27 protein-coding genes and 3 tRNA genes are annotated in these 25572 nt (G+C 65.2%); 10 read left to right on the forward strand and 20 right to left on the reverse strand.

Annotated features, from left to right (window positions below):
* Nucleotides 1-76: 76 nt before the first annotated feature.
* The 4 genes from ACWDUN_RS18065 to ACWDUN_RS18080 all read right to left on the reverse strand — a co-directional run bounded on the left by ACWDUN_RS18065 (nt 77) and on the right by ACWDUN_RS18080 (nt 4995).
* Nucleotides 77-1165 (reverse strand): glycosyltransferase, encoded by a 1089-nt coding sequence (locus ACWDUN_RS18065; protein WP_449930986.1) that lies wholly within the window; start codon nt 1163-1165, stop codon nt 77-79.
* A 13-nt stretch (nt 1166-1178) separates the two neighbouring features.
* A complete protein-coding gene (locus ACWDUN_RS18070; protein ID WP_449930988.1) occupies nt 1179-1922 on the reverse strand; it encodes a class I SAM-dependent methyltransferase in 744 nt (247 codons plus the stop codon).
* A gap of 159 nt (nt 1923-2081) precedes the next feature.
* On the reverse strand, nt 2082-3395 hold the full coding sequence (locus ACWDUN_RS18075; protein WP_449930990.1) for a glycosyltransferase family 4 protein: 1314 nt from the start codon (nt 3393-3395) through the stop codon (nt 2082-2084).
* Nucleotides 3396-3450: 55 nt separating this feature from the next.
* On the reverse strand, nt 3451-4995 hold the full coding sequence (locus tag ACWDUN_RS18080) for a sugar transferase (protein ID WP_449930992.1): 1545 nt from the start codon (nt 4993-4995) through the stop codon (nt 3451-3453).
* A gap of 840 nt (nt 4996-5835) precedes the next feature.
* Between ACWDUN_RS18080 and ACWDUN_RS18085 the strand changes: the two genes are divergently transcribed.
* Together ACWDUN_RS18085 and ACWDUN_RS18090 are read left to right on the forward strand one after the other, a co-directional pair.
* Nucleotides 5836-6423 (forward strand): arsenate reductase/protein-tyrosine-phosphatase family protein, encoded by a 588-nt coding sequence (locus ACWDUN_RS18085; protein WP_449930994.1) that lies wholly within the window; start codon nt 5836-5838, stop codon nt 6421-6423.
* Nucleotides 6420-7442 carry an endonuclease/exonuclease/phosphatase family protein gene (locus ACWDUN_RS18090; protein WP_449930996.1) on the forward strand — a complete coding sequence of 341 codons (1023 nt, stop codon included), beginning with the start codon at nt 6420-6422 and terminating at the stop codon, nt 7440-7442. Before ACWDUN_RS18085 ends, ACWDUN_RS18090 begins: the two co-directional genes overlap by 4 nt.
* 59 nt (nt 7443-7501) lie before the next feature.
* Here the strand turns inward: ACWDUN_RS18090 and ACWDUN_RS18095 are convergent, their stop codons facing one another.
* From ACWDUN_RS18095 to ACWDUN_RS18165, 15 genes are all read right to left on the reverse strand, one after another.
* Nucleotides 7502-9379: a cellulase family glycosylhydrolase gene (locus ACWDUN_RS18095; RefSeq protein WP_449930998.1), complete on the reverse strand. Its 1878-nt coding sequence runs from the start codon at nt 9377-9379 to the stop codon at nt 7502-7504.
* Between the two features lie 619 nt (nt 9380-9998).
* Complete coding sequence (gene rplA / locus ACWDUN_RS18100; RefSeq protein ID WP_449931000.1) at nt 9999-10715, reverse strand: 50S ribosomal protein L1; 717 nt, start codon at nt 10713-10715, stop codon at nt 9999-10001.
* Between the two features lie 69 nt (nt 10716-10784).
* Nucleotides 10785-11213, reverse strand: a complete 429-nt coding sequence (gene rplK / locus ACWDUN_RS18105) for a 50S ribosomal protein L11 (RefSeq protein WP_068000652.1) — start codon at nt 11211-11213, stop codon at nt 10785-10787.
* Nucleotides 11214-11264: 51 nt separating this feature from the next.
* Complete coding sequence (gene nusG / locus ACWDUN_RS18110) at nt 11265-12032, reverse strand: transcription termination/antitermination protein NusG (RefSeq protein WP_449931002.1); 768 nt, start codon at nt 12030-12032, stop codon at nt 11265-11267.
* Between the two features lie 28 nt (nt 12033-12060).
* Entirely contained in the window at nt 12061-12507 is a 447-nt protein-coding gene (secE, locus tag ACWDUN_RS18115; protein WP_449931004.1) for a preprotein translocase subunit SecE, read from the reverse strand.
* Between the two features lie 68 nt (nt 12508-12575).
* A tRNA-Trp gene (locus ACWDUN_RS18120) sits at nt 12576-12648 on the reverse strand.
* Between the two features lie 119 nt (nt 12649-12767).
* Entirely contained in the window at nt 12768-13280 is a 513-nt protein-coding gene (gene hadC, locus ACWDUN_RS18125; RefSeq protein ID WP_449931006.1) for a (3R)-hydroxyacyl-ACP dehydratase subunit HadC, read from the reverse strand.
* A 3-nt stretch (nt 13281-13283) separates the two neighbouring features.
* Complete coding sequence (gene hadB / locus ACWDUN_RS18130; RefSeq protein ID WP_449931008.1) at nt 13284-13712, reverse strand: (3R)-hydroxyacyl-ACP dehydratase subunit HadB; 429 nt, start codon at nt 13710-13712, stop codon at nt 13284-13286.
* Nucleotides 13699-14175: a (3R)-hydroxyacyl-ACP dehydratase subunit HadA gene (gene hadA, locus ACWDUN_RS18135; protein ID WP_449931010.1), complete on the reverse strand. Its 477-nt coding sequence runs from the start codon at nt 14173-14175 to the stop codon at nt 13699-13701. Before hadA ends, hadB begins: the two co-directional genes overlap by 14 nt.
* A gap of 9 nt (nt 14176-14184) precedes the next feature.
* Nucleotides 14185-14352, reverse strand: a complete 168-nt coding sequence (rpmG, locus tag ACWDUN_RS18140; RefSeq protein WP_023985310.1) for a 50S ribosomal protein L33 — start codon at nt 14350-14352, stop codon at nt 14185-14187.
* Between the two features lie 27 nt (nt 14353-14379).
* Nucleotides 14380-14453 (reverse strand) — tRNA-Met (locus tag ACWDUN_RS18145).
* A gap of 39 nt (nt 14454-14492) precedes the next feature.
* Nucleotides 14493-14565, reverse strand: a tRNA-Thr gene (locus ACWDUN_RS18150).
* A gap of 452 nt (nt 14566-15017) precedes the next feature.
* Nucleotides 15018-15863 (reverse strand): hypothetical protein, encoded by an 846-nt coding sequence (locus ACWDUN_RS18155; RefSeq protein WP_449931013.1) that lies wholly within the window; start codon nt 15861-15863, stop codon nt 15018-15020.
* A gap of 129 nt (nt 15864-15992) precedes the next feature.
* Nucleotides 15993-17129, reverse strand: coding sequence for a globin domain-containing protein (locus ACWDUN_RS18160; protein WP_449931015.1), 1137 nt, complete (start codon nt 17127-17129; stop codon nt 15993-15995).
* Nucleotides 17126-17572 carry an RrF2 family transcriptional regulator gene (locus ACWDUN_RS18165; protein WP_449931017.1) on the reverse strand — a complete coding sequence of 149 codons (447 nt, stop codon included), beginning with the start codon at nt 17570-17572 and terminating at the stop codon, nt 17126-17128. The genes ACWDUN_RS18160 and ACWDUN_RS18165 overlap by 4 nt, the downstream gene beginning before the upstream one ends.
* A 181-nt stretch (nt 17573-17753) precedes the next feature.
* Between ACWDUN_RS18165 and ACWDUN_RS18170 the strand changes: the two genes are divergently transcribed.
* From ACWDUN_RS18170 to ACWDUN_RS18205, 8 genes are all read left to right on the forward strand, one after another.
* Nucleotides 17754-18716 carry a GlxA family transcriptional regulator gene (locus ACWDUN_RS18170; RefSeq protein WP_449931157.1) on the forward strand — a complete coding sequence of 321 codons (963 nt, stop codon included), beginning with the start codon at nt 17754-17756 and terminating at the stop codon, nt 18714-18716.
* A gap of 77 nt (nt 18717-18793) precedes the next feature.
* A complete protein-coding gene (locus ACWDUN_RS18175) occupies nt 18794-19447 on the forward strand; it encodes a DJ-1/PfpI family protein (protein ID WP_449931019.1) in 654 nt (217 codons plus the stop codon).
* A gap of 2 nt (nt 19448-19449) precedes the next feature.
* The gene (locus tag ACWDUN_RS18180; RefSeq protein WP_449931021.1) at nt 19450-19749 is read left to right on the forward strand and encodes a hypothetical protein; all 300 of its coding nucleotides are present in this window, start codon (nt 19450-19452) and stop codon (nt 19747-19749) included.
* Between the two features lie 49 nt (nt 19750-19798).
* Nucleotides 19799-20518: an MBL fold metallo-hydrolase gene (locus ACWDUN_RS18185; RefSeq protein ID WP_449931023.1), complete on the forward strand. Its 720-nt coding sequence runs from the start codon at nt 19799-19801 to the stop codon at nt 20516-20518.
* A 102-nt stretch (nt 20519-20620) separates the two neighbouring features.
* The gene (locus ACWDUN_RS18190) at nt 20621-21727 is read left to right on the forward strand and encodes a DUF4352 domain-containing protein (protein WP_449931025.1); all 1107 of its coding nucleotides are present in this window, start codon (nt 20621-20623) and stop codon (nt 21725-21727) included.
* Between the two features lie 193 nt (nt 21728-21920).
* Nucleotides 21921-22787: a phospholipase effector Tle1 domain-containing protein gene (locus ACWDUN_RS18195; RefSeq protein WP_449931027.1), complete on the forward strand. Its 867-nt coding sequence runs from the start codon at nt 21921-21923 to the stop codon at nt 22785-22787.
* 69 nt (nt 22788-22856) lie between these two features.
* Nucleotides 22857-23678, forward strand: a complete 822-nt coding sequence (locus ACWDUN_RS18200) for a hypothetical protein (RefSeq protein ID WP_449931029.1) — start codon at nt 22857-22859, stop codon at nt 23676-23678.
* 10 nt (nt 23679-23688) lie between these two features.
* Nucleotides 23689-24402, forward strand: a complete 714-nt coding sequence (locus tag ACWDUN_RS18205) for a crotonase/enoyl-CoA hydratase family protein (protein WP_449931031.1) — start codon at nt 23689-23691, stop codon at nt 24400-24402.
* A gap of 405 nt (nt 24403-24807) precedes the next feature.
* Here the strand turns inward: ACWDUN_RS18205 and ACWDUN_RS18210 are convergent, their stop codons facing one another.
* A complete protein-coding gene (locus ACWDUN_RS18210; protein ID WP_449931033.1) occupies nt 24808-25122 on the reverse strand; it encodes a hypothetical protein in 315 nt (104 codons plus the stop codon).
* Between the last annotated feature and the right edge of the window lie 450 nt (nt 25123-25572).

Below are 25572 nucleotides of genomic sequence, written 5' to 3' on the forward strand. Positions count from 1 at the left end.
TCGAGTGTAGGGCGCATCCTCAAATGAGGTGTCGACACTTATCGCGAGAGACGAAAAACGGCCCGATCAACAAGTATTAGCGCGATGCGGCACCCAAACGTGCTCGCCCGACCACGTCCCCGAACGCGTTCATGTAATCGCGCGCAATGCGTTCCGGCTGCATGGACTCGAGAACTTCTCTTGCATAGCCGTAGACGTCGCCGCAGTTGCCAACTTTCCATGCCTTCGCGATGACCGCCGCGGCATCTGCGTCCGACGAATGTCTGTCGACGTAATACGGATAGTTGTCCCCGAGAAGAGCCCGGTGCTCAGGTATGTCGGAAACGACGGCTGGAAGATCGGCAGCGATTGCTTCCATCACTCCATTCGGCATGCCCTCGTGGTGGCTGAGGGAAAGGAAGATTCGCGACTGGGACATGAGCAGCGGCACGTCCCTACGAAAGCCGAGCATGTCAACGCGGCCAGGTACCCCGCCCGCTCCGGCGGTGCGTTCAACTTCAGCGGCTTCCGACCCTTCTCCAGCCACCTTGAGTCGTGCGTCTGCACACGTTGCAGCAAACGCAGCGAAAGCGGCGGCCGCTCCGACGAAGTTCTTTTCCGGTTCCAACCTGCCAACGCAGAGGCAATCCGTAGCATCCGACCGATCGCGACCGGCGGTCGAGACGCACGGATCAAGTGTCATGTTCGAGATAACCCGAATCTCGCCGCGCGGCCTGATAGCGCGCCAGAGCCGGTCGCCGGCTTCCGAGTTGGGAATCACCAGCTGCGCACGGCGCCCCAGCCTTTTTCGGAGATTGAACATGAAGGTGTTCGGGTAGACGGATCCACGCTCGGTGATCACCCAAGGCACGCCCCGAACGATTCGCGTCGCCGCATACGCCCAAATGTCCGCCGGATGCAGCCACGAAATAAGCACGTCCGGACGCACTTGGCGCAATGTACGTATAACGAACGCCAGCGCGAGCGGGCTGGCGAAGTTGTTTACTTGAGTTCGGTGAACGTTTAGCCGCGAGGTTTCGAGGCTAGCATCGTGGACCCCAGTGTCGAGCAGAATGAGGTGCAGTTCAGCTCCGCCCTCAGCCTGCAAAGCGTTGAGCAGCGCGATGCACTGCCGTTGCGCACCACCGTCACCAAGACTCGGAATAAAGAAGCAGATCTTCATCATTCAGCTACGGAACCTACCTCCGGCCACGAGCCAAGAGCCCAAAAGTATTGGCCGGAAATAACTTACTGCCCAAGGATTGCAGTTGCGGTGACTGCGTCGAGAAGTACCGATCGACTTCGACATCGATAAACCGATTCTGCAACAGCTCATACAGCCCAAGGTCGTCGACGCCGTCCCGTACGACGTGGTATTCGACCAGATCCGATGGCTCGGTCTCTGAATAGCTGCCACGCAATCGGCGCCATCTAGTTGCCAATCCTCTGCGGAGCTCACCCTGGGTCAGTCGCCACGCGAAGTATGAGCCCCAAGACAACGCCCGGTCCAACCGCTTCTGACGCGGATACCACAGCGGGTCTTGGAAAGTCACCACCGCGCCTCCTGGGCGCAGAACGGTATCGCACAGCTTCGTAATTACGGCTTCGTAATCAGGCATGTGGTGGATGACCGAGATGAGCAGGATTACGTCGTACTGTTCAGACTCGTGGAATGGCGCATCGCCGTCGGTGTCATACAGAACCCGCACATGTGTGTTGTCGCTGAACTTTCGGGTGAGGAAATCAGCGCTGGCCTTGGACATTTCAGTGATGGTCGCCGACCCACCTGCACGAAGGACGGTATCTGTGAAGGAACCGTGTCCCGCCCCAATCTCCAGCACGGAACAGTGCCCCTGCCTGTGCAGCACGGCTTCAACGGTGCGCGCAATCCGTTCGTCGATCCGCGTGCGCAGCGCCGCGTGCCGCAGATGCGGACTTCCCACAATGTAATCGTGACCGTCCCCATGGGAAGCATCTTGAGAATCTTCTACAGCGCGGCGGTGCTCATCAGCGACCGTGGCCGGTCGACCCCCATTTCGAGCCTCGGTCAACGCATTACTCCAATTCTGTTTCGACTATCGGCGCTCATCGTCGGTACGCCGTCATCCCGCTTGACGATGCATGCCGTCGGCGCTTGATCGAACGGCGTTGCTGTTCGTCATGCCCGCCACCTCCTGGAGAACCTGCTCGAACGCACCGATCGCCGAATCGGAGGATAACCGTTCCTTACAGAAGCGTCGTGCGTTGATGCCACAGTCCGCACTTCGCTCAGAGTCCTGCGAAATGGCCAGCGCCGCAGTGAGAAGGGCCTGGGGATCACCGGCTTCCACTACTACCCCGGCATTGGCCTGGCGGACCTCACTTGCAGTGATTCCGTCGATCTCTGTGGCAGCTACGACAGGCCGGCCGGCATCAAAGTAGGACGTCAGCTTGCTCGGTACCGCCATGTTCGCCACCCCGGGCAGTTCATTGACCAAGAGGCAATCAGCGGCAGCTAGGGCACAGCGATAGCTTGCGTCATCGAGGGGATCAACGAACGTGATCCGTTCAACTCCCTCGGCCAATTGCTCTAAGCGAGCCCGTTCGCTGCCATCGCCCACAAGTATGAACTCGATCGGTGCACTACAGGCGTCGGCGAGTCGCGCGGTCTCGACGACGTTGTCCAAACCTTGCTTTGCGCCCATGTTCCCGGTGTGTACCACGAGCAGACGGTCAACCGGCCAGTTGATCGTGGTACGCGCTTCCAACTTGGTCATGGGTTGAGCCGGTTTCAGGTGCGTCCAGTTTCTGATCACGGTGATGCGGCGTGGATCGACGCCGAGTTCAGTAGATATGTAGTCCGCGAATCGCGGGTGGATGACGACGACTCGGTCGGCCGATCGAAGTACAAGCCGCTCGACGAATCGTGTGACTTGGGAGGACAGGCCGCCGCCCTCCTTGGTCTCGGTCATTCCGAGCGTGTAAATGTCCTGAACCCAGATGACCAGTGCTGGGCGAGTGCGCATTATGCGCACCCGAAGCGCGGCCAAGGCGGTCGCGAACAGCGCCGGTGTCACCGCCACCACGACGCCGTTGGAGCGGAATCTACTTGCTAGCAGCCTGATACCGAAACTGATCTCGGAGGCCAGTCGCCGAAGCCCTCTCGGTGGCTGCGGCACGTAGTGGCGCATGCGGTGCACCGTCACTCCGTCGATGACCTCCGTGCTCCGCCATTGCCCGTACCCCGCCCGGACCTTCCACTCTGGGTAATGCGGATGAGCCACGTAGGCACTCACGTGGTGCGACCGCGCAGCGAGGCCAGCGGCCAACGCCCCGGTGTACGGAGCGTTCCCGGTTGTCTCCGGCGGGTAGTGCAGGCTCAGGATGCACACGTCGGCGCCCCCTTCGAGCACCGCTGATGGCGCCTGCGAACTCATTCGCACATACGTGTCTGTCACGACTTACTCGCGCCCCCTGGCTGGCTCTGACGTTTCATCGGCCGCGGTACAAGATGACTTCCCGGAAGGTCCGGAGAATGATCTTGATATCCAGCCACAGTGACCAGTTCTCGATATAGAAGTTGTCGTAGCGAGCGCGATCGGCGATCGACGTGTCACCGCGCAGGCCACTGACTTGCGCGAACCCTGTGAGGCCCACCTGCACGCGGTGCCGGTGCGCGTAACGATCGAACTGGGTCGAGAACTGCTCCACGAAATGGGGTCGCTCCGGGCGCGGCCCCACCACTGTCATGTCGCCACGAAGGATGTTCCACAGCTGGGGCAACTCGTCGATCGACGTACACCGCAGGAATCGACCGATCGGTCCGACGCGATTGTCGGTGGCCACGCTCCACTGAGTCTGAGACTCCGCCTCGTTCGCCGGCCGCATGGAGCGGAACTTGAGAAGCTCGAATTGCTTGCCGTCGCGGCCCACTCGGACCTGTCTGAAGATGACTCCTGGGCCGCCCTCGAGCCGCACCGCCAGTGCAGCCGCAGCGAGTATGGGTGACAGCACAATGAGCGCTGCAGCGGAACTGACGATGTCGAAGAGGCGCTTGATCAATCGAGCGGGGCCGCGCAAGTTCGGATTCCTGATACGCATGATCGGGATTGAGCCGATGTGATCCGCCATCCCGGTCAATGTGTGGAAGTGGTGCATCCGCGGCACTACCAAGAGCTCAGCGTTCAGGCACTCCTTAGTTCGCACCGCTTCGATCAAGTCGGTCTCGTCGAAACCGCCGTCAGCTACGAGGACAGTGTCCGCACCAACCGTGACTACCGCCATGTCGAGATCCGAGAGCCGGCCCAGCCGCGGAACGTAATTCTCTGCGGGGCATTTGTCGTCGTCGTCGACAAATCCATCAACGACCAATCCGTAATCGCGATGCTGAGAAAGGGTCCGCGCCAACTCCGCAGCCACCGGACCGCCGCCCACCAGCACTGTGTGATGTTGCGCAATCCCGTATCGCCGACCGATCGCACAAAGCCGAGTAGTTAAGACACGGCCGACGATGACCAGTCCGACAGCCTGGCAAGCCGTTTCGAGGAAAATCTGAACCTGCGTCTTTTGGTGGAGAAACAGCACCACCGCTGCCACCGCCGCCACCGCCGCGAGCAGTCGTGTTATGAGCGTCGGCAACTCGTCGAGAACACTCAGGTGCAGGCGCGCTACATAACGTCCACCGCCTGTGAGAAGTAAAGTACCCAGGACGGCCATCGTCACTACGGTCAACGGTTGGGGCGGGCGCCATGCCAAAGGCGCGACCATCATCGCGAAATCGACAGCCGGAACGACCATCCATGCGCGAACCCGACCAAGGTACGGCATCAAGCCGCCGCGGCGTTCAAGTTTCGGACTGTCAGGTGCCCGCCGATGATCTAGAACGTGAGGCGCGGCTACCTCTGGTTCCGCGACGTCGTCAATCGGAAACCCAGCCAACAGTTGGGCGGTTTCCAGAGCCAGTGGACGCGAATCGCGATTGGCAGCTAACGGCATTCCCCGCTCAACGGAAGTAACGGGCTCGACAACGCCGGTCATTGCAACAGCCCCCTCACGCCAGCAAATAAATTAACGAATCCGTCAGTCGGCAAACTGGTCCTTGCGCCTGCAACGAAACTCGCATCGGTTGATCGCAGCCCGCCGACCCAACCGGCATGATTATGCGAGCACGCTGTTACCGCTATCACGAAGCCCCCCGGTGCGGGTATGTCAGTTTGCCAGAGTGGATGTCGGTCCCGACTATAAAGGCAAAACACCTTCACTGGCGAAACCTCTCAGGACGGACACCACAATTGGCCTGTGATCAGGATGTTATCGCCGGATGCGGCCGCTGTCTGGTCGGATCCCAGATTTTCACTTGCATTTGCCCGCCCCAGCGCCGTAACGCCCGCCCGATGTAGTCGAAAAAGCGCTCTGACCTCATATTCTTTCAAAACGTCCCTGGAGCATGTCTGCGCTTCTTAAGGCATCGTGCGCTATACGGATTGAAAATCTTGCGAACTTACAACTGTAGTTTGCTCCGAAACATCGTTCGGGCACCGTTCGATTGTCAACCTCCGCGTCAGATTACTTAGCGAGAATTCGTGGCCATGAGCCGAACAGGCGACCTGCGTGTCGCGGGCGTCCACTTTCAGCAAACTTGTGCCGCGCTGCGCTACTTTCCGTTGCGGGCCTACACTGCGCCATCACCAAGGAGTGCCGAACAAACCGAATTACGGCGCAAATCCCAGCAGGATCCCAACGGCTAGCGTTTGCCGAGGTGCTTTGCGACAAGCAGAACCGGCGCGACTCGCGCGGGTAGTTAACGTTGCCAGATCTGCATCAGGCCGCACTACTGCCGCATAGGTCGCGCTGCCCCTGCGGACCCACGGATACTGAATGAGAGCATCCGGAAGCGACCAGCTTGCGAAGGTCGCGCGAATACCTCACAGAGACAAGGAGCATGCTCTGCATATCTTGTTCGTGTGCACCGGGAATATCTGCCGGTCACCCACTGCTGAACGCCTCGCAATCGCTTACTGCGACAGGGTTGGCATCGTCGACACCACTGCATCCAGCGCCGGAACACGGGCCTTGGTGGGCCACCCAATCCATCCCGACGCCCAATCGGTCCTAGAGCGTCTCGGCGGAAGCGCCTCGGAATTCGCTGCGAGAAGATTATCGGCGAAAGTTGCGTCTCGCGCTGAGCTGATACTAACGATGACCAGAACACACCGTGACAGTGTTCTAGAAGTGGCCCCTCATAAGCTGCATCGCACGTTTACCCTGGTCGAGGCTGCCCGACTCGTCCAGGAGGCAGGCGCCCACTCCGTTGACGCGCTCGCAAATTTACGTCCACAGCTAGCCGGTAGCGAGTCACTAGACATCACGGACCCAATCGGCCAAAGCCCAGAGGTCTTTGAGGCGGTCGGCCGTCAGATCGCCGACCTGTTGCCTCAGGTGCTCGAACTTTGCCGCCCCAGATGAGAGCACGAATCCGCGACCGCCGCCGCGGATCGAGTGGCCGCCCGCGACTGTCCATTCCGTTCGTCATCGGGATACTCACGCTCGTCTATGTCATAGTCGCGCTGACCGCCCGGGCGCTGCCGCTGACGAACCTGGCAGCCCTGGTGCTCGTCGCGTCGTCGCCCTACCTACCTCTTGCGGCCCTGTTGGCCTGTGTGACGTTGGCCTTGTGCCGCAGGACGTTCCTCGCCGTGGCGGCCGCGGCAGCGCTGATCAGCACACTGCTTATCCAAGTGCCCTGGTACTACGGGGGACGACCCGCCGATGTGGGTACGCATGCCGAGATCCGGGTGCTGTCCTCCAACCTGCGCTACGGCGAAGTGAATGCCGATTTCTTCGTCGACCTTGCCGAGGATGCCGACGTCATCACCGTCTCCGAGCTCACCAAGCAGGCGGTGCAACGCCTCGCCGACGCCGGCATCGACAAAGCCTTCCCCCACTCGATTTTGGTGCCGCGGCCGCAATCCGAGGGTATGGGCTTGTACAGCCGCTACCCACTCACCCGACTTCCGGAGTCCGAGCACGGCAACAACTTCGTCGCGGCTCGCCTGCGGATCCCCGGTGTGCGCCATGATCCGCTTGTCTCCAGCGTGCACCTCATGTCGCCGATCGCCGGCGGCGCCAACACCTTCGAGCACTGGCGCTATCGCATCTTGAAAACCAAGGCCGAATTCGCCGACTACGACAAGCAGGCCGGACCGGCCGCGGTCATCATCGCCGGGGACTTCAACGCCACGGTGGACATGCGCCAGTTCCGCGACCTGCTCGACACCGGCTACCAGGACGCCGTCCGGCAGACCGGCGCGGGCTTCTCACCGACCTACTCCCCCAACCGGCTGATCCCGCCGTTGATCACCATCGACCATGTGCTGACCCGCAACTCGACGGCGACCTCGATCCACACCGTCAAGGTCCCGGGCACCGATCACCGCGCGCTGTTGGCCACCGTCGCGGTTCCCCTCGATCCGGCCGCGGACTGACGGCAGCGCACCGCACCTCACCCCCTGCCCGGTGAGGTGCGGTGCCGGCTTGTCGAGGCCTACTGACCACCCCCGGCTGCCGCACCGGCGGGCGTGCGGCTGCTCGATGCCGATTGCTGCTCGGACTGACCGTCCGCACCGGCCTCGTCCTGCGGATCACGCGCGGTATCGGAGTCCTGCTCCTCGCGTGACTTCTTCTCGGGCGCATCGGTTTCGCGACTCTCGGTCTGCGACTCGTCCGCCGCGTCGGCGGATTCCGCCTCATCGGACGGCTCCGTCGAGTCTTCCTCCTTCTGGGAATTGCCGGCGGCCTCGTCGTCATCGGAGGTCTTGGGGTCCGCGCTGTCCACGGTGTCGGCGGTCTTGTCGTTCGACGGTTCGGCCGCATCCGTCGTCGGCTCCGTCGCACTCTCCGGCGTGGCCTCCGTCGTCGCCTCGACCGTCGGCTCCGTCGTCACTTCCGTTGCGGTCTCGGCCGTCTCGGCTGCCTCGTCCTCCGCGGCGTCCTCGGTGTCGGTGACCTCGGTGCTGACACCCAGGTCGTCGGCGGTCGCCGCGGCATCGGGTGCCATGTCGTCGTCGGCTGCGCTGCGGGCACCCCGCACTTCGGTGGCGGCCTCCTCATCGGTGGAATCGGTGACAGCGCTCGCAGCATCCACCTCGGCGACGTCCTCGTCGCCGGCCATCGCGGTGCGCACCGTCCGAGCCGTCGTCGGTTGGGCGCCGCCGCCGAAGATCCCGTTGATGATGTTGGTGATGGCCACCCCGACAGCGTTCAGCAGATTCGGCACCAGACTCAGCACGCTGGTCACCGCCTGCTGCAGCGCCTGCACCAGTGCCGCAATCGGATTCGACGGGTACACCGGGTCGGGGCCCGGATCCGGATCGGGTCCCGGGCCCGGATTTGTCGGATCGGCGAGCTCCTCGATCAGTTCCCGAATCACCTCGGCGGCAGGCTTCATGGTGCCGTCGGGCCGGAAGATGCCCAGGTGCGCCTCGTCATCGTTGCCGGCCGGATTGAGCCGGTCCTGGGTGGTGTAGATGAAGATCGGACCGGCGCCCTCGGCGGTCTGCCAGAACTCGATGAGGTCGCGGATGAACGCCGCCTGGGTGGCCTCGGACACCCGGTTGGTCGGCACGCCGTACTCGGTGATCCAGATCTTGACCTGCTCCTCGCCCACGTCCTGATAGGAATCCATCAACTCGCGGATCCGGTTCACCTGATACAGCGGCATGCCCTCACGCCACGGAAGGCTGTCTCCCACCGAGAATTTCGAGTCGTAGTTGTACGGGTGGAAGGACAGCGCGTCGAAGTATCCGTCGGCGCCGGCGTCATACATCCGCCGGACGAAGTCGACCGGGTTCATGGTGGCGTCACCCCATGTCAGGCCGGCGCCGACCACTCCGCCGACAACCGTGATGTCCGAACCGATGTCCGCCGATGCCTGCTTGAGCGCGGTATAGGTGACCTTGAGCATCTCGGTGTAGTCCTCGGGATCCAGGGGATTCCAGAACTGGGCCGAGTTGGGCTCGTTCCACACCTCATACGCCGAGATCTTGTCGCCGTAGCGCAGCGCGACGGACCGCGCGAAATCGGCGAATCGGTTGAAGTCGGCCGGCTGGCCGCTGACCGGCGTGCTCGACGTCGCCCACACCGGCGTCGAGTTGAGCACCCCGAGAATGCCCATGCCCCGCTCCGCGGCGGCGTTGACCACCATGTCCAACTGGTCCCAGCGCGGCGCACCGAGCCCGAACGGGGTGTCCGGATGCAGCGGTTGCACACCGGCCCACGGCACCAGGATCCGAACGTTGGTCACGCCCAGCGACTGCATCAGGTCCAGCCGCTCGTTGATCTCCTCCAGCGAACCCTGCAGGTAGAGCTCCGAGTCAGCGATGCCGATCGTGCTGGGCACTTCTTCGATTTCGGCGACATGCATCACGTCGTATGTCTGCGCATTGACGAGCGGCAATACATTATGCGTGGACGTGGCAGCAAATAATGTGGACGCAACCGTGACAATTGCGGCCTTTCCGGCAACTTCTCGAAACCACTTATTCGCCCGTTTCTCCATGGACTTTCCCCTGTTAGAAGCGATTTGCGAGCGTGCGAGCGCGCACTCGTACCGGAGTTACCCAGGCTCGCAGCAAATAACACAAGGGTGTGTATACGAAATATGAGTGCGTTCTCAGGTGAATCGCGAACCGCATTTCCAGCTAAGTAGTGTCGCCACCGTCAATTCCTGAGCCGACCCGACCCGCGGAAAGCTGGCAAACCCCGCAGCGCAGCCGGCTCGGCGACCGCCGTCGCCGGCCGTGCACGGACTCACAGCAACATCGGGGGCGCGCCCGTCGACTCACGCGCGGCGAGCTACCGAATCAGCGAACACCCTGCACACCGCGTGACACGTCGGCCCGCCCGCACCCCCCAGGCGTTGGAAAAGGTCGCCGACCGTCAACCAAATTTGGCCCGCGGAAACACTTTTCGTTTTGAGACCCCTGCAAACGCCGAAACCCCGCCACGGGGGGCGGGGTTTCGGGACGAACTGTGGGTCAGGACTACGCCTGCTCCTCCGCGGTGAAGTTGCGGGTGACCGCCGGATCGACCGGGATGCCCGGGCCGGTGGTGGTCGAGACGGTGACCTTCTTCAGGTAGCGACCCTTCGACGACGACGGCTTGGCACGCAGCACCTCGTCGAGGGCGGCACCGTAGTTCTCGGCCAGCTTCTCGGCGTCGAACGACGCCTTGCCGATCACGAAGTGCAGGTTGGCCTGCTTGTCGACACGGAAGTTGATCTTGCCGCCCTTGATGTCGGTGACGGCCTTGGCCACGTCGGCGGTCACGGTGCCCGTCTTCGGGTTCGGCATCAGGCCGCGGGGGCCCAGCACGCGGGCGATCCGGCCGACCTTGGCCATCTGATCGGGGGTCGCGATCGCGGCGTCGAAGTCCAGGAAACCGCCCTGGATCTTCTCGATCAGGTCGTCGCTGCCGACGATATCGGCGCCGGCAGCGGTAGCCTGCTCGGCCTTCTCACCCACGGCGAACACCGCGACGCGCGCGGTCTTACCGGTGCCGTGCGGCAGGTTGACGGTGCCGCGCACCATCTGGTCTGCCTTGCGCGGGTCGACGCCCAGCCGGATGGCCACCTCGACGGTCGCGTCCTGCTTCTTCGACGACGTCTCCTTGGCCAGGCGGGCCGCCTGCATGGGGGTGTAGAGATTGTCGCGGTCCACCTTCTCGGCGGCCTCGCGATAGGCCTTGCTGCTCTTGCTCATTGATGTCTCCAGTTCAGAGTTTGTGGTTGGCGGGCCGAAGCGGGCCCTCCCACAAGAATTTCTTGGTTCTTATTCGACCGTGATGCCCATGGAGCGGGCGGTACCGGCGATGATCTTCGCCGCGGCGTCGATGTCGTTGGCGTTGAGGTCTTCCTTCTTGGTCTCCGCGATCTCGCGCACCTGATCCCAGGTCACCTTCGCGACCTTGGTGGTGTGCGGGGTGCCGGAGCCCTTCTGCACGCCGGCGGCCTTGAGCAGCAGCTTGGCGGCGGGCGGGGTCTTCAGCGCGAACGTGAAGCTGCGGTCCTCGTAGACGCTGATCTCCACGGGGATGACGTTGCCACGCTGCGACTCGGTCGCGGCGTTGTACGCCTTGCAGAATTCCATGATGTTGACGCCGTGCTGGCCGAGCGCCGGACCCACGGGCGGAGCAGGGTTGGCCTGCCCGGCCTGGATCTGGAGCTTGATCAACCCGACGACCTTCTTCTTCGGGGCCATGCTCTGGTTTTTCCTTCTCTCTTGGGCCCAGCCGATATCCGGGCCCGAAAACTAAATCTTGGCGACCTGGGTGAAGGTCAACTCGACCGGCGTCTCGCGGCCGAAGATCGAGACCAGCACCTTGAGCTTCTGCTGCTCGGCGTTGACCTCGCTGATCGAGGCCGGCAGCGTCGCGAACGGGCCGTCCATGACGGTGACGGACTCGCCGACCTCGAAGTCGACCAGGATCTCCGGACGCTCCAGCGTCGCCTCCGAGGACGCGGCGGCGGCCGCGCTGGTCTTGGCGGCCGGCTTCTTCGCCGCGGCCGGCGGCAGCAGGAACTTCACCACGTCGTCGAGCGACAGCGGCGACGGCTTGGACGTCGCACCCACGAACCCGGTGACACCCGGGGTGTTGCGCACCGCGCTCCACGACTCGTCGGTCAGGTCCATCCGGACCAGGATGTAGCCCGGCAGCACCTTGCGGTTGACCTGCTTGCGCTGGCCGTTCTTGATCTCGGTGACCTCTTCGGTGGGCACCTCGACCTGGAAGATGTAGTCACCGACGTCGAGGTTCTGCACGCGGGTCTCGAGGTTGGCCTTCACCTTGTTCTCGTAACCGGCGTACGAGTGGATGACGTACCAGTTGCCCGGGCGGGTGCGCAGGTCCTTCTTCAGCGCGGTCGCCGGATCGACTTCCTCTTCCTCGGCAGCCTCGGCCGCGGGAGCCTCGGTCTCGGTGATCTCCTCGGCAGCTGCCGCTTCATCGATCACGTCGACGATGGCTTCACCCTCAGGCGTGTCGGCGTCGATGTTCTCGTCGCCGTCGAAGCTAGTCACGGTTTCAGTCCTCTCTCATACTTCCGGGTCAGCCGAAGATCCAGCTCACGGCCTTCACGAGGCCGAGATCGACGAACCCGATCAGCGTCACCATGAACGCCAGGAACACCAGCACCACAGTCGTGTAGGTGACCATCTGTTTACGGTTCGGCCAGATGACCTTGCGCAGCTCGGTGACGACCTGCTTCAGGTAGTTCCAGACAAAGGCGAACGGGTTGACCCGCGAGCCCTCTTTGGCGGCCGGCTTGGCCTTGGCACGCTTGGCCGGCTTGTCGCTCGCCTCGGCCTCGGTGGCGTCGGACTCGACGATCTCGGTGGCGTCGGACTCCTCGTCGATGACGCCGACGGCCGCGCGTCGCGTCCGCTTTCCGGTGGGACGCAGCGGGCGGGCAGCTGCGGCGGTCGGGCCGGCCGTCTCGCCGCCCTCGGGCGCGTCGTCTGCCGAAGGCCCCAGTGCCGGCTTGTCGTCGCTCACCGCATGCCTTTCGTCTGGTTACGTGTGGTCACCTTCCAGTGTCCACACTTGTCGAGTATTCAGTTGAGCAGGGGCGACAGGACTTGAACCTGCAACCTGCGGTTTTGGAGACCGCTGCTCTGCCAATTGAGCTACGCCCCTTCGTTCAGGGCCTCACACAGTTGCGCGCTCTCCGATCGGCCGATTTCCGAACCGACGGACAGCGCGCTGTAGTGGGAAAACCCCGAGGACCGAGTGTACATCGGCCCAAGTACTACTTACTAATCCGCTGCCGCTGCCGTGCGCAAGACCTGACCGGACTCCCGGTCGTAGCGCACCGACACCGAGTTGTCCCCCTCGTGGCCCATCAGCGTGGTGTACGCCTCCATGACCACATCGCCGTTCTCGTCGCGCAGGATGTTGCGGGTGACGACGATGTCGGCGTTGAACCGATTGTCCACCGACATGATCTCCAGCTCGGCGTGCAGGTGATCGCCCACCTTGATCGGCCGGGTGTACACGAAGCGCTGGTCGACCTGGATGATCTGCATGGTCTCCATGCCGACGTCGACGTTGCGGAAGAAGTCCTGCTGCACCAGGTTGGCCAGGATGGACACGAACGTCGGGCCGGCGACGATGCTGTCGTGGCCGAGTTCGGCGGCGGCCTCTTCGAACAGCGAGGCGGGGTGCTCGGACTTCACCGACTTGGCGAACATCTTGACCTGCTCGCGGCCGACGATGAACACCTCGGGGTACTTGTAGACCATGCCGAGCAGGTCTGGACGCAACGCCATGGCTCAGGCCAGCTTCGCGACGGCGATGGCGCGGCCGAAGATCTTCTTGCCGCCGGTGGTGGCGGCCAGGGCGATGGTCACCGACTTCGAATCGGCGTCAACGGATTTCACCCGTCCGCTGTAGACGATCTCGGCGCCGACGCCGTCGTTGGGCACCGGGACCACCGCGGTGAAGCGGACGTTGTACTCGGTGACCGCGGCCGGGTCGCCGACCCAGTCGGTGACGAACCCGCCGCCCAGGCCCATGGTGAGCATGCCGTGCGCGATCGCGGTGTCCAGGCCGACCTGCTTGGCGATCTCGTCGTCCCAGTGGATCGGGTTCAGGTCACCGGACACGCCGGCGTAGTTGACCAGATCCTGACGGGTCAGCGGGATCACCTTCTCCGGAAGGGTGTCCCCGACATTGACCGAACTGAACTCACGCAGTGCCATCTGAAAAGCCCTCTTCTCCGTCGCCCGAACGCCCCGCGAGGGTCGTATAGGCCTCCTGCACAACCTCACCCTGTTCATTGGTGACGATGTTCTTGGTGACGATGATGTCGGTGCCGTGCGCCTGGCGCACCGAGTCGACGTAGACGTCGCAATACAACCGGTCGCCCGCCCGGATCGGCTTGGCGAACTTGAACGCCTGATCGACCTGAACGATCTGTGCGTCGTGAATGCCGATGTTGGCGTGCTCGAAGAACGCGAACTGTGCCGTGTACCCGAAGATGCTGATGAAGGTCAGCGGCGCCGGCAGGGACTTGTGTCCGAGGTCGGCGGCGACGTCTTCGTCCTGAAAGTACGCGGCGTCATTCTTGACAGCTACGGCGTACTCGCGCACCTTCTCGCGCCCCACCTCATACGCGTCGGGATAGCGATAGTGCATCCCGACGATATCGGTCGACAGAGCCACGGCGAAGGATCAGCGGGACTCTTTATGCGGCTGGTGGTGACCGCAGTTCGGGCAGAACTTCTTGATCTCCAGCCGGTCCGGGTCGTTACGCCGGTTCTTCTTGGTGATGTAGTTACGGTGCTTGCACACCTCGCAGGCCAAAGTGATCTTCGGCCGTACGTCGGTACTCGACGCCACGTCTCTTGCCTCTCGTTGTTCTGCCTGTAGCGGTGGGGAGGCTCGATCTCCCGACCTCACGATTATGAGTCGTGCGCTCTAACCAGCTGAGCTACACCGCCCCGATCGACGCGGGCGGGGCTCCGCCCGGGCGTCCACCGAGCCCCCTAACGGAATCGAACCGTTGACCTTTTCCTTACCATGGAAACGCTCTGCCGACTGAGCTAAGGGGGCATTGCACTACTTCGGCCCGTGGGCCTTAAAGAGGGTACATTCCCGCTCTTCCTGGTGCCAAAACGGCTGGTCTTTGGGCGGTTTTGCGGGGGTTTCAGCCGGGTGCGGGGGTCGCGGGTGTGCCTGGCTTCAGCTTGGTCCGGGGTTCCGTCACCAGACTGAACCCACGCAGGCCGGCGGGGGGCGCGGGTGTGCCTGGCTTCAGCCCAGTCCGGGATTCCGCAACCAAACTGAACCCACGCAGGCCGGCGGGGGTCGCGGACCTACCTGGCTTCAGCCCAGTCGAGGGTTCCCCAACCAGACTGAACCCACGCACACCACCCGAAGCCGCCGACCTACCCAGCTTCAGCCCAGTCGAGGGTTCCGCAACCAGACTGAACCCACGCACACCACCCGGAGCCGCCGACCTACCCAGCTTCAGCCCAGTCGATCATCGCCCAACCAGGCTGAACTCACGCGGCCCGCCAGCCGCGACTGAACAGCGCTGCCGCAACCCGCCCCACCGCGTCGGCGTCGCTGTCCTCGGCGATGACTCGGATGACGATCCACCCCAACGCCTCCAGCGCCCTGTTGACCTTCTGATCCCGCACGTATGTCACACGGTCGGTCTGGTGGTGATATCCGTCGTACTGGACCGCGACCTTGAGGCTTTCCCACCCCATGTCCACCCTCGCGACGATTCGCCCGCGGGCGTCGGCCACCGGGATCTGAGTCCGCTCGGGCCGCATGCCCGCATCGGTCAACGCCAACCGCAGAAGCGTCTCGCGCGGTGACTCCGCACCGGAATCGGCCAAGGCGAGTGCCGTCTGCAGTCGCCGCACCCGCGGGGCGTTCGGGTGCCGCGCGATCAACGGGTAGACGTCGTCGACGCTCACTCGGCCGCGCGCGAGCAGTGCATCGATCCTGACCACCGCCTCATCGCGCTCCAGATGCCGGCCGAGGTCGAAGATCGTGCGGGCAGCGGTGGTGACGGCGACACCCGAGACCGTCGTCACCTCATCGGCGGCCCATGACTCGTTGCGGACGATCAAGCCCTTCGGCGGATGGGTGTTACGCCACAGCATCTCGATCGGAATGTCGTCGGGAACCCACTTCGCGTAATGCAGCGCCGACGCCGCCACACCCGCGACCACACCACGGCGCCCCGACCAGAACCATGCCCCGTGCGCTCGGTCCCACACCGAGGGATTCAGCGGACCATAGATATCGGGGAACATTCGCCGATACCGGGCGCGCAGCTGGTGACGTGTCACCCTGCCCGCCGCCAATGCCTCGCTGCCGATGAAGACCCCGCCCATGCACCGATGCTGGCACCGCGAAGCGGCCCGGCAACACCCCTGACGAGACGGCCTGTGGATAACTCGGAGCTACGTGGTTTCAGTCTCCCGAGCCGACCGCCCGGAAGACTGAACCCACGTAGGAAACACCTAGTCCAGCAGCCAGTCGTTCGGGCTGAACAGCTCGCTGTGCACCCGGGTCACCCCGCGCTCCAGCAGCTGATCGCGCACGGCCCGGACGAACCCGTCGTTACCGCACAGGTACACCTCGGCACCCTCGGGCAGCTCGACGCCGTCCAGCGACATCAGGTCCTCGTACCAGAGCTGCAAGGAAGCATTCGGCAACGCGTCGACCAGCTCGCGCTGACGCTCACGCAGCGGGTGCGACGAGACGTCACGGTCGGCGTGCAGCACCTGGACACGGGCGTCGGCGGGCAGCGCCTCCAGGATGCCGATCATCGGGGTGATGCCGATGCCCGCGGAGATCAGCACCAGCGGGACCCCGGGCGTCGGCACCGGCAGGTCGCCGAACGGCACGGTGACATCGATCAGATCGCCGACGTGCAGGTTGTCGCGGATCCACTCCGACACCTCACCGGCCGGCTTCACCGCGAAGGTCAGTTGCCCCTCGCCCGGCTTGTTCACCAGGCTGTACTGGCGCAGCTGACGGGCACCGTCGGGCAGCGTCACGCCGACCGAAACGTACTGTCCGGCACTGAAATTAAGATCCGAGGCGACGGTCACCAGCACGGCACCGGAGGGATCGTCGACCCGGTCCAGCACACGGGCGCGACGGTAGACGTCCCCGGCGGACACCCCGGCCTCGTCGTAGAGCCCGCGCTCCATGTCGATCAGCGTGTTCGCCATGATCCAGTAGACCCGGTCCCACGCCTCGGCGACCTCGGCGGTGACGGTGTCGGCGCCGAGCACCTCGACGATCGCGGCGAACAGGTGCTCGTGCACGATCGGGTACTGGTCGGCGGTCACCCCCAGCGAGGCGTGCTTGTGCCCGATACGCGACAGCAGCTCGGCCGGATGCGGCAGCTCGGGGTTCACCAGATGCGTCGCGAAGGTGGCGATCGACGCGGCCAGCGCCCGCTGCTGCGCCCCCTGGGCCTGATTGCCCCGGTTGAACAGATTGCGCAGCAGCGCCGGGTGAGCCTCGAAGAGCCGCGTGTAGAACGACCGGGTGATGGCGTCGATATTGGCGCCGACCAACGGGAGCGTGGCCTTGATCATCTCGGCGTGGGCGGGCTGCAGTTCCTCGGGGGCAGCGACGACGGTCATCGGGTGTTCCTTTCCAGTGGGAGTGTCACCATCGGCAGCAGGCCGCTGCCGGTGAGGTCTTGGAGGGTGTGGTTGTCGAGTTCGCGGTAGAAGGCCTCTTTGGCCTCGGCCAGCACGCGGCGCAATCGACAACCGGCGATCAGCGGGCAGGGTCGGCCGCCGTCGCAATCGATCACCTCGGCGTCACCTTCGAGCCGGCGCACCAGCCAGCCCAGCGAGACGCTGCGCCCGTCCTCGGTGAGTGACAGCCCGCCGACGCGACCGCGCTTGGACTGCACCATGCCGAGGTCGACCAGTCGCGCGACGGCCTTGGCGACGTGATGTTCGGAGGCGTCGGCGCCGACGGCGATCGACCGGGTGGTGATGCGGCGGTCGTCGGCGTCCCCCGCGGCCAGCAGCATCATCGTGCGCAGACCCAGGTCGGTGAACCGGGTGAGTTGCATGGCCCTGACGCTAGTAATCCTGCATTTCAAATACCAGATTTAGCGGCTGTGCGGTCAAACACCCGATTTCGTGCGGTTTTTACACCTGCGCATACGGCGGGAGTGACCGGATTTCGGCGATGTATGGCCATCTGGCCACTGTCGTCGGGCCTCGTGACGAGGCAGTGTTGCGGGCATGCCCATGCGCACGGTGGCGGTCCTGGCGTTCCCCGACCTGATCGCGTTCGACCTCAGCGTTCCCCTGGAGGCGTTCGGCCGGCTGATTCTGCCCGACGGCACGGCCGGCTATGACGTGCGGATTTGCGGCACCGAACCGCTGGTGCAGGCCGGGCCGGTGCGCATCGGCACCGACCACGGCCTGGACGCGCTGGCCGGCGTCGACACCGTCATCGTGCCCGGGCGCAACGACGTCACCGCCGACGTGCCCGACGCGGTGATCACCGCGCTACAGGCGGCGCATACCGCCGGCGCCCGCATCGCCTCGATCTGCAGCGGCGCCTTCGTGCTGGCCGCGGCAGGACTACTCGACGGCCGACGCGCCACCACACACTGGATGGCCGCCGACCTGTTCCGGGCCGCATTCCCGGCGGTCGACCTCGACCCCGATGTGCTCTACGTCGACGAGGGCCAGGTCCTCACCTCGGCCGGCGCGTCGGCGGGACTGGATCTGTGTCTGCACATGGTGGCGCGCGACCACGGTGCCGCCGCGGCGGCGACCGCGGCCCGCCTCGCCGTCGCGCCGCTGCACCGCAGTGGCGGGCAGGCTCAGTTCATCGTGCGAAATGCGTTGCCGGTGAACACCATCGGCGCGGTGACCGAACTGGACTCGGTGCTGGCGTGGATCGAGGAGAACGCCCACCGCGAGATCACGCTGACCGATATCGCCGCGCAGGCCGCGCTGAGCGTGCGGACCCTGAGCCGGCGCTTCCAGGCCGAACTCGGCCAGACACCGATGCAGTGGGTCAATGGTGTGCGGGTGCGCCGCGCCCAGGAACTGCTCGAGCATTCCCCGCACGGTGTCGAACGCATCGGCCGCGATGTCGGATTCGGCTCACCGGCCAACTTCCGCGAGCAGTTCCGCCGGCTCAGCGGCGTCGCTCCACAGAGCTACCGCAACACCTTCCGCGAACAGCAGGTCGGCTGACCGCCTGGCCAGATCGCGGCGCAGCATGGCCCGACAGCCGATGTCGCAGAACCGATCCGGCCCCCACCATTGACTCCATGCACGCACAGATCTTGTTGTTCGACGGGTTCGACCCGCTCGATGTCATCGCCCCCTATGAGGTGCTGGTCGCCGGCAGCGACTATGTCGGTGGTGAACTCGGCGTGGAACTCGTCTCCGCCGAGGGGCCGCGCGTCGTGGTCAGCGGGTCCCGCGGGCTGACCCTGCGGGCCACCGCGGCTCTGGATCCGACCCGGCCCGGGTTCATCGTCGTGCCCGGCGCCAGCGGCCCACTGCAGGGCGATCCGGATGCGGTGGCCACCATCCCGGTGCTGCTGGCGCGGTTCGGTGAGACCGCGGCCGTCCCGATGATGCGTGCGGCACTGGACAATCCGGACATCACGGTGGCCACCGTGTGCGGCGGGTCGCTGGCACTGGCCATGGCCGGGCTGCTCGACGGCCGCCACGCCAACACCCATCACCTCGGCGTCGACGTGCTGGAGGCCACCGGCGCCGTCCCGGTGACCGCGCGCGTCGTCGACGACGGGGATCTGGTCAGCGCGGGCGGGGTGACCTCGGGTCTGGACCTCGCCCTGCACCTACTGGAGCGGGCATACGGTCCGCGCATCGCGTTGGCCGTCGAGCAGATGTTCGCCTACGAGCGGCGCGGCACGGTGTGGATGAACACCGGCCGCGCACCGCAGGAGTGGTGAGCATGAGCATCCTCGGCGACTGGGACGTCACCATCAAGACACCCATCGGGTCACTGTCGGTGGAGTACAGCTTCGACGAACGTGACGGCGTGCTGTGTGGCACCGCGGCGGGCAAGCAGGAGACGGTCGCGCTGCACGACATCGTCGTCGATCAGGCACGCGTGACGTGGCGGCAGACCATCGGCAAGCCGATGCGGTTGAACCTGGCGTTCGATGTGATTGTCGACGGCGACCGGCTCACCGGGCATTCCCGGGCCGGCCGGCTGCCCCGCTCGGCGGTCTCCGGGGTGCGCCGGGCCTGACGCACCTGCGGTTATGGGTGGTACGACGCTTACCCATAAGGTGTTCGGCATGGCTTCCGATACCGATCGCCTGTATTTCCGCCAGCTGTTGTCGGGTCGCGATTTCGCGGCCGGCGACATGATCGCCCAGCAGATGCGCAACTTCGCCTACCTGATCGGCGACCGCGAGACCGGTGAGGCGGTGCTGGTCGACCCGGCGTATTCGGCCGGTGAACTGGTCGACGCGCTGGAGGCCGACGGTATGCGGCTGTCCGGGGTGTTGGTCAGCCATCACCATCCCGACCACGTCGGCGGCACCATGATGGGCTTCACGCTGGCCGGGGTGGCCGAGCTGCTGGAGCGCGTCAGCGTGCCGGTGCACGTCAACGCCCTTGAGGCGGAATGGGTTTCGAATGTCACCGGGATCGCGATGAGTGAGCTGACGACGCATCAGCACGGTGACAAGGTCAGCGTCGGCGGCATCGACATCGAGTTGCTGCACACCCCCGGGCACACCCCGGGCAGCCAGTGCTTCCTGCTCGACGGCCGCCTGGTCGCCGGCGACACCCTGTTCCTGGAAGGCTGCGGGCGCACCGATTTCCCGGGCGGCAACGTCGACGACATGTTCCGCAGCCTGCAGTCGCTGTCGACGCTCTCGGGCGATCCGACGGTGTATCCGGGGCACTGGTATTCGACCGAGCCCAGCGCTGCGCTGTCGGATGTGAAGCGGTCCAACTATGTCTATCGGGCCAGCAATCTCGATCAATGGCGCATGCTGATGGGTGGCTGATACGGCCGCCAGGCCGGTGATGCGTCTCGCGACGATTTGCTGGCTGGACTATTGTGCGAGGTCACAGCGCCCCGGTGGCGCGCGTTAGGGAGGAAGCCCTGCATGACGACACCGCCGACCACGGCCGGCTGGTACCCGGATCCCGACGGGTCCGGAGGTCAACGCTACTGGGATGGCGCGGAGTGGACTGCTCAGCGCCCCGACGCGCCCGAGTCCACCGAGGAGACGTCGGCCTGGCCTGCGGAGCTGCCGCCCTGGCCCGAGGACGAGATGGCGATGCCGTCGTGGGAGGACGCCGGTAAGGCCGATCCCGAGCCGGTCGTCGTGCCGGACGAGCCCGAGCCGGTTGCGCCCGATGAACCCGCCGAGCCGGCCGAGGCCGAGCCCGTCGACTCTGACCTCCCGGAGCCCGTCGCCGCAGACACCACAGAAACCACCGAAGCCGTCGAACCCGTCGTGCCGGACGCCCCCGAGGTGCACCCGTTGGCGGAGCAGACGACCACCGTCGTGCCGCTGACCGAGCAGCCGACCGCCGTCGTCGAGGCGCCCGTCGCCGTCGCTCCCCCGCCGCCCGCCGAGCCGGCACCCTTCGCCGGCCCCATGCCCGTCTCTGCCGAGAAGCGCAGCCCGCTCAAGGGCTATCTGATCGGCGTCGGGGCACTGGCCGTGGTGTTGGTCGGGGTGCTGGTGTGGGCGTTCGCGTTCGCAGGTTCCGATGGCGAGGTGACCGAGGCCGGCGCGACGGACGTGACCACCGAGGCCACTGGTTCCGGTGAGACGACGGCCGCCGCAACGGATTCCGCCGCCCCCGATGCCGCCCTCGCGCCGGCCGAAGGATCAGCGGTGGACGGTGACGTCACCATCACCCAGACCGGCATCGAGATCGTCCCGACTGTGTCCGCGGTGGACAACGAATTCCTGACCAAGACGGCGGCCGGACAGTTCGTCGTGGTCAAGCTGAACTTCCTGAACAACGGCACGTCGCCCGCCACGTTCCTGTCCGACCAGCAGGTACTGACCGCGGGCGGGCAGCCGTTCAGCCCGGATACCGAGGCGACGTTCTATCTGGGCGGCATCTCGGCAGTGCTGGACCCGGGCCAACCGGTGGACGTGAGCATCGCCTTCGACGTCCCGGCGGACGCCAACCCGGAGGCGCTGCAGGTGTTCGGCGACCTCGGCAGCGCGGGCGCCACCATCCCGCTGACCTGACAGGCGTTGCCTGCAGTTCCCCATTCTGTACGCCACTTGGCGGACAGACAACCGATTCCGTCGCGCGATAGCCTTCGGACGCTGAATTTCGTCGACCGCAGGGCCATCTAAGCGAGATTCCGCCTTGGTCGCACCAAGTCAGGTTGGCAGAATAATTCGCTAGATTTCGATTCAGCTGCACCGGGGGGTTGCCGTGACGAACATCGTGCTGTGCTTCGACCATTCGGGGGAAAGCAACGCCACGGCGCTCTTCCGTCGCCTGGACCCGACCGACCAGCTCGGCTGGCACCACCACACCAAGCGGCGACCGCAGGATGTGCGCGAGGCGGTCCGCTCGGCGTACGACTTCCTGGTCGAGCACTGGAATCCCGGGGACGAGGTCTTCGTGTTCGGTGCGGGCAGCGGGGCCGCGGGCGCGCAGGCGTTGTCGCGACTGCTGGGCACCATCGGCGTGCTGGACGGCGAACTGCGTGACTACATGCTGGCGACGTATGTGCTTCCGCGCACCGAGCGCTCGGCGCAGGACTGGCGCCACGTCACCGAGGTGGCCGCCGGGCTGGCCGAGCACGACGACATCGCGGTGCCGGTGCGCTTCCTGGGGCTGTGGGACAGCACCCGGATCCGCGGCGCGGCCGGTGCGGTCGAGGTCGTCGACGGGCGGCACGCCATAGCCATCGATGGCGCGCCGAGCCTGCAGCGCGTCGAGGGTGTGGACGAGGTGTGGTTCCGCGGGACGCACCGCGACATCCTGACCGGCGAGTTGACCCTGGAGTGGATGCTCGACGGTGCCGCGCAGGCCGGGTTGCGGGTCGACGCGTCGCCCTCGGTGCATGTGGAGCCGGAGAGTTCGGCGTTGACGGTCGGCCTGCGGCGGCTGCCCGCGGATGCCGCCGTGCACGCCAGCGTGCAGATGCACGTGCACAGCCATCCGCGGTATTGGCGGCGGCTGCCCGCGCTGATCGCGTGGTCCGATGTGGATTGGCTGGATCGCGGTGAGCGACTGCTGACCGCGGCGCAGAGCGCTCCGCTACGGCCGCAGGAACTCGCCACCGCCTCCTAGCAACGCCTCGCGGCTCGCTGTGTGCCATGATCAGCGAAGTTCTCTATTCGTTGATGACATGAGGTCGCGGTGGACTGGTTGAGGGATCGGTGGGCCGAACTGGCCGGCCTGGGGTCGGCGGGATGGTTGGCGATCGCGGCGTGGGCCGGGCTGGCGCTCGGGTTGTGCGCGCTGTTGTTCACCGCGCGGGTGTTGAAGCGAAACCGCCAGCTCAAAGCGGATGAGCTACGTCCGCACGTGGTGGTGTTCATGGAGCCGCACCCGTCGGATTGGCACGTCATCGAGTTGGTGGTTCGCAATTTCGGGCAGTCCGCCGCCCATGATGTGCGGTTGGAGTTCACGACGCCGCTGACGGTGGGGCGGTCTGAGGACGGTTATCCCGACGGGCTGCCGGAGATCGGCGAACTGCGCCTGCCCAGCGAACTCAAACAGCTCGCTCCGGGTCAGGAGTGGCGAACTGTGTGGGATTCGGCGATCAGCCGCGAGGAGTTCGGCGGGCAGATCGGGTCGCGGTTCGAGGGGACCGTGCGATACCGGGCGGGCAAGCGCGAGTTCGAGTCGGCGGTGGAGCTGGACTGGTCGACGCTGCAGCCGGTGCAGCGACTGGAGTTGATGACCACGCATGATCTGGCCAAGCGCGAGAAGCAGAAGTTGGAGCTGCTGCGCAGCGTGCTGACCTACTTTCACTACGCGTCCAAGGAGACCCGGCCCGAGGTGTTCCGCGCCGAGATCGACCGGATGAACCGGGCGGTCCGCGAGACCCAGGACCGGTGGCGCACGCGGCAGGCCGATGAGACGACGCAGTTGGACTTCCCGTGGATCGCCGAGGAGCAGTCCGGCGGACGGCATCACTCCAGCCCCGCCATCGGAATTCGACACCGCGCTCCGTAACATCCGGCGTATGACCGCCACTTATGCCGTCCACGAAGCCGTCGCGACCGTCACTCTCGACGATGGCAAGGTCAATGCGCTGTCGCCGGCGATGCAGTCCGCGATCAGTGCCGCGCTCGACCAAGCCGAGTCGGATATCCTCGCCGGCACCGTGAAGGCCGTGGTGTTGGCCGGCAACGAGCGGGTGCTCAGCGGTGGGTTCGACCTGAGCGTGTTCGCGTCCGGCGATGCCGATGCCGGACACGCGATGCTCAGCGGTGGGTTCGAGTTGGCTATCCGGCTGTTGACGTTCCCGGCGCCGGTGGTCATCGCCGCGACCGGGCCGGCCATCGCGATGGGCTCGTTCTTGTTGTTGAGCGGTGATCATCGCGTCGGTTCGGAGAAGTCGCGGTGCCAGGCCAACGAGGTCGCGATCGGGATGACGCTGCCGATGGCGGCGCTGGAGATCATGCGGATGCGGTTGACGCCGGCGGCCTACTCGCGCGCGGTGTCGGTGGCGGCGGTGTTCGCCGGTGCGGCGGCGATCGACGCGGGCTGGCTGGACGAGATCGTCGAGCGTGAGGCGGTGTTGGGTCGCGCGCAGGAGGTGGCCGCGGAGTATGCGGCGACGCTGCACCTGAAGGCGCATGTGGCCAGCAAGCTGAAGGCGCGCGAGTCGGCGATCGCGGCGATCCAGGCGGGGATCGACGGGTTGGCCGAGGAATTCAAGATGTCGCTGAGCTAGATGGTTGGGCGGATGTGGCCGTGGCCGGGCTGGTCTTGTCTGGCCGGGCCGTCCCGGCCCGTCGCGTCTTCCGGGCCTCCAGGTGACTATGCCGGTGCCCGCCTTTGCGCGACAAACCAGCGACAACACGCCGCCGCGCCATCGCCCCACCCACCCGCAACTCGCCGGCAGTTCCCGAGTGGCTATGCCCACGCCCGCCTTCGAGCGACAAACCAGCGACAACACGCCGCGGCCCACCCACCGGCAACGCGCCGGCAGTTCCCGAGAGGCTGCCCACGCCCGCCTTCGAGCGACAAACCAGCGACAACACGCCGCCGCGCCATCGCCCCACCCACCGGCAACGCGCCGGCAGTTCCCGAGAGACTATGCCCACGCCCGCCTTCGAGCGACAAACCAGCGACACGGTCAGAGCAGATAGAGCGCGGCTCGATCTTCCGACAATGTGCCCGCCTGCACGCGTAACCTGAGCACCCTCTTGTGGATTCGATACTCGGTCGACCGCGGGATGTCACCCAGCATGTACCAGTCCCGATACGGCCGCATCAGTCGGCCTCGCCGGACCTCCCAGCGCAGCGCGTCCGAGATCGTCTTCGACGGCCTGCCGTCGACACCGAACCCGAAGCTCGCCAATCGGTCGACCAGTTCACTGACCCCGCACGGGCCTTCGTCCCACAACATCCACACCAACAGATAGCGAAGATCGGTCCCCCGCACGCTCATCAATCGCTCCATGCGCACACGTTGGCAGGACCCACCGACAACAATGTCGTGTCGCTGATTTGTCGCTCAAAGGCGGGCACCGGCATCGTCACCCGGAAACAAATGGCGAACCGGCGGGCCGGCCGACCCGAGACAGCAACGACCCCGTGTCGCTGGATTGTCGCTCAAAGCCGGGCACCGGCATCGTCACCCGGAAACAAATGGCGAACCGGCGGGCCGGCCGACCCGAGACAGCAACGACCCCGTGTCGCTGATTTGTCGCTCAAAGCCGGGCACCGGCATCGTCACCCGGAAACAAATGGCGAACCGGCGGGCCGGCCGACCCGAGACAGCAACGACGCCATGTCGCTGGATTGTCGCTCAAAGCCGGGCACCGGCATCGTCACCCGGAAACAAATGGCGAACCGGCGGGCCGGCCGACCCGAGACAGCAACGACGCCATGTCGCTTA

It is taken from the genome of Mycobacterium sp. NPDC003323 (assembly GCF_053589535.1).